We start from the raw sequence: 5,887 nt of genomic DNA on the forward strand, positions 1-5,887 counted from the left end.
GCACCAGATCGGTGAAGGAGCCCAGGGCGGCGACGATGCCGTCCTCGACCAGCACCGCGCCGTCGTCGATGGTCGCCTCGTCCGCGCCGGGGATCACCCAGCGTCCGCGCACCAGTGTCGCCATAATCGCCTCCCTATGCTGAGTGCATTGTTGCACGCGGAGACGCGGAGAGCGCGGAGAACAGAATGCCGCGATGGCTCCGCGTTCTCCGCGTCTCCGCGTGGATCACGGTGAGGCAGCCTCGCCCCGACGGATGACAACACGCGCCGCCGGTGCTTGAGTGGCCGCCATCGCTGCACCGAAGGAGGGCACCATGGGCGCGTTCGACTATCCCGACTGGGATACCTTCATGAAGACGAGCTTTGCCGGGCGCTACGACCTGCCGATGGTTGCGCCGGAGACGCCCTCGTTCATGCAGCAGCCCGTGGCAAAGACCGCGAAGGACCTGGAGGGCGCCGACGTCGTCATCATCGGCGCGCCCTATGTCGCGGCCGAGGACGGCAAGTACGCGGGCGTGCCCATGGAGGACTGGATCGAGGCGCCCAAGCGCGTGCGCCAGCAGAGCGCGCGCTATCCCGGCGGTTACATCCAGGACTTCGACCTCGATCTTTTCGAGCACATCCGCATGGTCGACTACGGCGATGCCGACATCCCGCGCGAGGTCATGTTCAACCAGACGCCCGAGAACATCCTCAAGGCCCAGGCCGCGGTCGAGGCCAAGTGCAACGACGCCATCCGGGCCGGCGCGGTGCCGGTGGTGATCGGCCAGAACAGCCCCTGCGGCAGCTTCGCCATCGCCAAGGCCTGTTCCGAGAACGTCGACGGCATGGTCGGCTGCGTCAGCCTCGATACCCACTGGGACGCCCAGCACCTCGACTATCTCACGGGCGATCCGCGCATCGCGGGCGCGGCCTCGTGGAAGCACAAGATGTACGAGTTCCTCGACAACATGCATCCGCGCAACCTGGTCGAGATCGGCGAGCGCGGCATGCTGGAGAACAAGGACATCATCCGCCGCTACCTGCGCGAAGGCTCGCGCTTCATCTCCTCCTGGGAGCTACGCACCTCGCTTGGCATCGAGGGCGTGGTGAAGGAACTCGACCGCGCCTGGGACGGCACCAAGGGCGTCTATGCCCACTTCGACATGGACGTCATGGGCGGGGCCGGTCCCGCCCCGGGCGATATCCTGGGCGAACTGGTCGAGCCCATCGCCATGACCGACTACGAGTGCATCCGCATCGCCCACGAGATCGGCCGGCGCGGCCTCACCGGCTTCAGCTTCATCTGCATCCCGCCGGGCTCGGCCGCGGTCTATCGCGTCATCGTCTACATCATCGTCTACATGGCCGCGGGCCTGGCGATGCGGAAGATCGGCAAGGGGGCCTGAGCCGCACCATGGCATCCGACAAGAACGAGGCCGAATGGCCCGACCGCCTGCGCCGCGTGCTGAAGGACGCGGGTGTAACGCGCGTTTCGCATGTGCCCGATGCCGGCCATGCCCGGCTGATCGGGCTGTGCGAGAACGATCCCGACATGGTGACCAACGTACTCACCACCGAGGAGGAGGGCATCGCCATCGCGGCGGGCGCCTGGCTCGGCGGCGCGGCCAGTGTCCTGCTGCTGCAGTCCTCGGGCGTGGGCAACTGCATCAACATGCTCTCGTTGCCCGCGATCGGGCGCTTCCCGCTGCTGATGCTGGTGACGATGCGGGGCGAGTGGGCGGAGTTCAATCCCTGGCAGATGCCCATGGGGCAGGCGACCCAGGCGACGCTCGAAGCCATGGGCGTCACCGTGCAGCGCGCCGACACCGCCGAAGACCTGATCGCCACCGTCGAGAGCGCGGCGGCCCTTGCCTTCAAGGCCGACCAGCAGGTCGCCGTGCTGATTTCCCAACGCCTGCTGGGGAGGAAGACATGGTGAGCCCCGTCCCGCTCGACCGCCGCGCCGCGGTCGCCGCCCTGCTGGCCGGGCGCGGCGACCTGCTGGTCGTCGCCGGCCTGGGATCGCCCGCCTACGATCTCCACGCCGCGGGCGATCACGACGCCAACTTCTATCTCTGGGGCGCCATGGGCGGAGCGGCGCTGATGGGCCTCGGCCTGGCGCAGGCCCGGCCCGAGCGCCCCGTGCTGGTGCTGACCGGCGACGGCGAGGCGCTGATGGGCCTGGGCGGTCTTGCGACCATCGCCATCGCCGCGCCGGGGAACCTCACCATTGCCGTCATCGACAACGGCCATTTCGGCGAGACCGGTATGCAGCGCAGCCACACCGGACGCGGCCTCGATCTCGCCGCCGTGGCGGCGGCCTGCGGCTTTGCCGAGGCCGGCACCGTCACCGACATGGCCGGCGTCGAGGCCCTGCGGGCGCGCCTGCGCGGGCCCGCTGAGGGGCCGCGTCTCTGCGTCCTGAAGGTCGAGGCGTGCAACCTGCCGCGTTCGCTCCCGGCGCGCGACGCGGTGTACCTCAAGAACCGCTTCCGGGCGGCGCTGGGCCTGGGCGTGAACTGACGCCGCAATCGGGCTGGATACCGGCGGCCAAGGGTGCTCTACAGGGCGCCCCATGACCGCCGAACCCCACCTCGAAGCCGCAACCCAAGGCGCGCCTGCCCGCTCGGGCAACCGCGACGTCCTGCTGCTCGCGGTCGCCCAGGCGCTGGCCGGGGCCAACTCGGCGGCGGTCTTCGCCACCGGCGCGATCATCGGCCACGGCCTTGCCCCCAGCGAGGTGCTGGCGACCCTGCCGATCTCGCTCTTCGTCGTCGGCATGGCCGCCTGCACGCTGCCGGCAGGCATGCTCGCCCGGCGCCATGGCCGCCAGGCCGCGTTCCTTGCGGGTACGGCCTGCGGCGTGCTCGGCGGTCTGTTCGCGGCCTGGGCGGTGCTGGCGGGCTCGTTCTGGATCTTCAGCGTCTCGACCTTCCTTGCCGGCGCCTATGCCGCAGTGGTCCTTTCGTTCCGCTTCGCCGCGGCCGATTGCGTGCCGCCGGAACGGCGCCCGCGGGCGCTTTCGGCGGTGATGGCCGGCGGCGTCTTTGCCGGGGTGCTGGGGCCCCAGCTCGTCACCCACACGATGAACCTGTGGCAGCCCCACGTCTTTGCCGTCACCTGCCTTGCCCAGGCGGTGCTGGCGGTCGCCTGCGCCTTCGTCCTCATCGCCGTGCGGGTGCCGATGCCGACCGCCGAGGAGGTGAAGGGCGGCAGGCCGCTGGGTGAGATCGTGCGCCAGCCGCGTTTCGTCACCGCGGTGATCTGCGGCGTCGTCTCCTACATGCTGATGAACTTCGTGATGACGGCCGCGCCGCTTGCCATGCGCCTGTGCGGCCTTTCGCAGGAGTCCTCCAACCAGGGCCTGCAGTGGCACATCATCGCGATGTACGCGCCGAGCTTCTTCACCGGCCGCCTGATCGAGCGCTTCGGCGCGCCGCGCATGGTCGGCGCCGGGCTGGCGCTGACCGCGTTGGCCGCCGCGGTCGGCCTGATGGGCATCGACATCGTGCACTTCTGGGCGACGCTCGTCCTGCTCGGCCTGGGCTGGAACTTCGCCTTCGTCGGCGCCTCGGCCATGGTCCTGCAATGCCACCGGCCCGAGGAGAAGACGCGGGTGCAGTCGCTCAACGACTTCATCGTCTTCGGCACCATGGCGATCGGCTCCTTCCTCTCGGGCAGCCTGCTGACCGCCTACGGCTGGAACACGGTGCTCTGGGTTTCCTACATCCCGCTTGCGCTTGCGGTCGCCGCGCTGGTCGTGGCGGGGCGCTCGCGCGGGATGCGAAAACAGGCGTAGGATCGCGGCCAAGGTCCGACGGTCTATCGCGCAATCGCCTACATGCCATCGACTTGTCCCTCCGAGCGTTTGATTATGGTGTTAATCAAAGCAGACAGACGTAGGATTCAGTCATGATCACGCTCGAGATCGCGTTAGCTATTGCTGGGATGGTCCTTACCGTATTTTTTGGAGCTCTGGGGTTAGCAAACTTCCGGAAACGGAAGCAGCTTCATCAACGCCAAAAGGCAGGATCAAATTCCGTTCTTATTCAATCAGCTCGAGATATTCATATTGGGGATTCAGGAAAAAATGAAAAAAAGACAGACAGGCGGTGATAACGCAACATTGATTGAAGCAGGAAGAGATGTAACTATTAATAATGGTCTTAATTCCGACCAGATGAGGGAGGTCATTGAAGTAATATCCTCCCAGATTCCTCAATATGCAGCGATTGCACGAGAGATTGTTGATTCGAGGTTGGTTGATTTTCAAGAGAGAATTATAGAAAGATTCGTTGATAGAGACACCGCTGCGACATCAGCGTTTGCTGATCCTGACTTCCAGTATCAGTTGCGTATCGCCCAGCATGCGTACGCCCGTACCGATGATGGCGATCTTCAGAAAATGCTTATTGATCTTATTGCCAAACGCTCTCTTCACGGTGAAAGGAGCCGAAAATGTCTTACGATTAACTTAGCTATCGCGACGATCGGAGATTTGACGCGAGAAGATTTGGCATTAATTTCAGTATGTTTTGCTACAAAGCACGCCTCACTGAGTGTTGCACGCAGCACTGCAGAAATTTCTCTCTATTTTAATAAATTCGTAAATCCATTTTTGTCGTTATTACCTAAAGACGAAGGTTCTTCAATGTATCTTGCCTCGAAAGGTTGCGTTACATTTGTTCCATTTCCTCAAAATTTGATTGGTGTGTTTAAAGAGTTTTATGGCGGTGTTTTTTCCAATTCTTGGAGTGAGGCAGATTTGGTGAATGTTCTGCCTGATGAGCAAAAGGAAAACGTAGAGAGTATCTTGGCCGACGCTCAAAGTGCTAATCTGTTAAATTTGGATGGCGAAAAATTTAAATTCGATATCAGATACAAACCAGAGATAGGAACAAAAATAGCGGGGACTTCTGTTTCGGAACTACAACCAAACTTGGAGTCTCTTTACGACTCCCATTTAAAGAGTGACGGTGAAATAAAGGAATTATTGGAAAATGCTATTCCACAATTTTCTGTTCTTGAAGGAGTATGGGATAAAACATCTCTTTCATCATTACGCTTAACTTATCTCGGATTGGCGATTGGGCATTCTTGTCTTACAGAAAAGGTAGAATTTAGCGGTGATCTTTCAATATGGATTAAGTAGGCCGTTGCATCGAGAATCCTGCTATGGAATAGAACTCCATAGACTCCCTTAAGACGTTCAACTCGCCGGGACGTCGCCAGAACGGAGCACGCCATGCCCATGCCCATCCCGCCCAAGCCGACACGCGCGCAGCAGCTTCTGCCCAAGGAGTGCTACTTCGACCCCGAGTGGTTCGAGCGTGAGCACCGGGAGCTCTTCAGCCGTTCGTGGACCTTCGCCTGCGTCGTGCAGGACATCCCCAACCCGGGCGACTACCGGGCGGTGCAGGTCAACCGCTATCCCATGGTCGTGATCCGCGGCAAGGACGGCGAGGTGAAGGCCTATCACAACACCTGCCGGCACCGCGGCACCAAGCTCTTCGAGGACGACCAGAAGGGCAACTGCCGCCACGGCATCGTCTGCCCCTACCACGCCTGGACCTACAACCTTGACGGAACCCTGCGCGGCGCCCCGGCGATGAGCCTGAACGAAAGTTTCTGCAAGGACGACTATCGCCTGCCAGGGGTCCGCTGCGAGGAATGGCAGGGCTGGGTCTTCATTTCGCTCGACCCCGGCGCGCCGCCCGTCGCCGAAGGGCTGGCCGAGGTCGAGGCTCTGATCGGCGATTACGGCATGGGCGACTATGTGGAAACCTTCTTTGAAACCCATGTCTGGGACACCAACTGGAAGGTCCTGGCCGAAAACTTCATGGAAAGCTATCACCTGCCGGTTTGCCATGCGGGCACCATCGGCGGGCTCAGCCGGCTGGAAGAC

The 5,887-nt window shown here is 62.4% G+C and carries 7 protein-coding genes; all 7 read left to right on the forward strand.

The features are described from left to right. Positions 1-314: 314 nt before the first annotated feature. Positions 315-1,388: an arginase family protein gene (locus tag KDH09_09200; protein ID MCB0219856.1), complete on the forward strand. Its 1,074-nt coding sequence runs from the start codon at positions 315-317 to the stop codon at positions 1,386-1,388. A gap of 8 nt (positions 1,389-1,396) precedes the next feature. Continuing rightward, positions 1,397-1,921 (forward strand): phosphonopyruvate decarboxylase, encoded by a 525-nt coding sequence (locus tag KDH09_09205; GenBank protein MCB0219857.1) that lies wholly within the window; start codon positions 1,397-1,399, stop codon positions 1,919-1,921. Then, positions 1,915-2,505 carry an aldehyde dehydrogenase gene (locus tag KDH09_09210; GenBank protein MCB0219858.1) on the forward strand — a complete coding sequence of 197 codons (591 nt, stop codon included), beginning with the start codon at positions 1,915-1,917 and terminating at the stop codon, positions 2,503-2,505. The genes KDH09_09205 and KDH09_09210 overlap by 7 nt, the downstream gene beginning before the upstream one ends. 52 nt (positions 2,506-2,557) lie before the next feature. Beyond that, on the forward strand, positions 2,558-3,781 hold the full coding sequence (locus tag KDH09_09215; GenBank protein MCB0219859.1) for an MFS transporter: 1,224 nt from the start codon (positions 2,558-2,560) through the stop codon (positions 3,779-3,781). A 113-nt stretch (positions 3,782-3,894) separates the two neighbouring features. Next, positions 3,895-4,098, forward strand: coding sequence for a hypothetical protein (locus KDH09_09220; GenBank protein ID MCB0219860.1), 204 nt, complete (start codon positions 3,895-3,897; stop codon positions 4,096-4,098). Continuing rightward, the gene (locus tag KDH09_09225; protein MCB0219861.1) at positions 4,073-5,134 is read left to right on the forward strand and encodes a hypothetical protein; all 1,062 of its coding nucleotides are present in this window, start codon (positions 4,073-4,075) and stop codon (positions 5,132-5,134) included. The genes KDH09_09220 and KDH09_09225 overlap by 26 nt, the downstream gene beginning before the upstream one ends. A gap of 93 nt (positions 5,135-5,227) precedes the next feature. Further along, positions 5,228-5,887 (forward strand): aromatic ring-hydroxylating dioxygenase subunit alpha (locus KDH09_09230; protein ID MCB0219862.1); only part of this gene is annotated, 660 nt, incomplete at its 3' end.

This window comes from Chrysiogenia bacterium (genome assembly GCA_020434085.1).
In the GTDB taxonomy this organism is placed as follows: domain Bacteria; phylum JAGRBM01; class JAGRBM01; order JAGRBM01; family JAGRBM01; genus JAGRBM01.

Coding starts and splice junctions, on each gene's coding strand:
- KDH09_09200 (MCB0219856.1), top strand. CDS start 315: ATGGGCGCGTTCGACTATCCCGACTGGGATACCTTCATGAAGACGAGC.
- KDH09_09205 (MCB0219857.1), top strand. CDS start 1,397: ATGGCATCCGACAAGAACGAGGCCGAATGGCCCGACCGCCTGCGCCGC.
- KDH09_09210 (MCB0219858.1), top strand. CDS start 1,915: ATGGTGAGCCCCGTCCCGCTCGACCGCCGCGCCGCGGTCGCCGCCCTG.
- KDH09_09215 (MCB0219859.1), top strand. CDS start 2,558: ATGACCGCCGAACCCCACCTCGAAGCCGCAACCCAAGGCGCGCCTGCC.
- KDH09_09220 (MCB0219860.1), top strand. CDS start 3,895: ATGATCACGCTCGAGATCGCGTTAGCTATTGCTGGGATGGTCCTTACC.
- KDH09_09225 (MCB0219861.1), top strand. CDS start 4,073: ATGAAAAAAAGACAGACAGGCGGTGATAACGCAACATTGATTGAAGCA.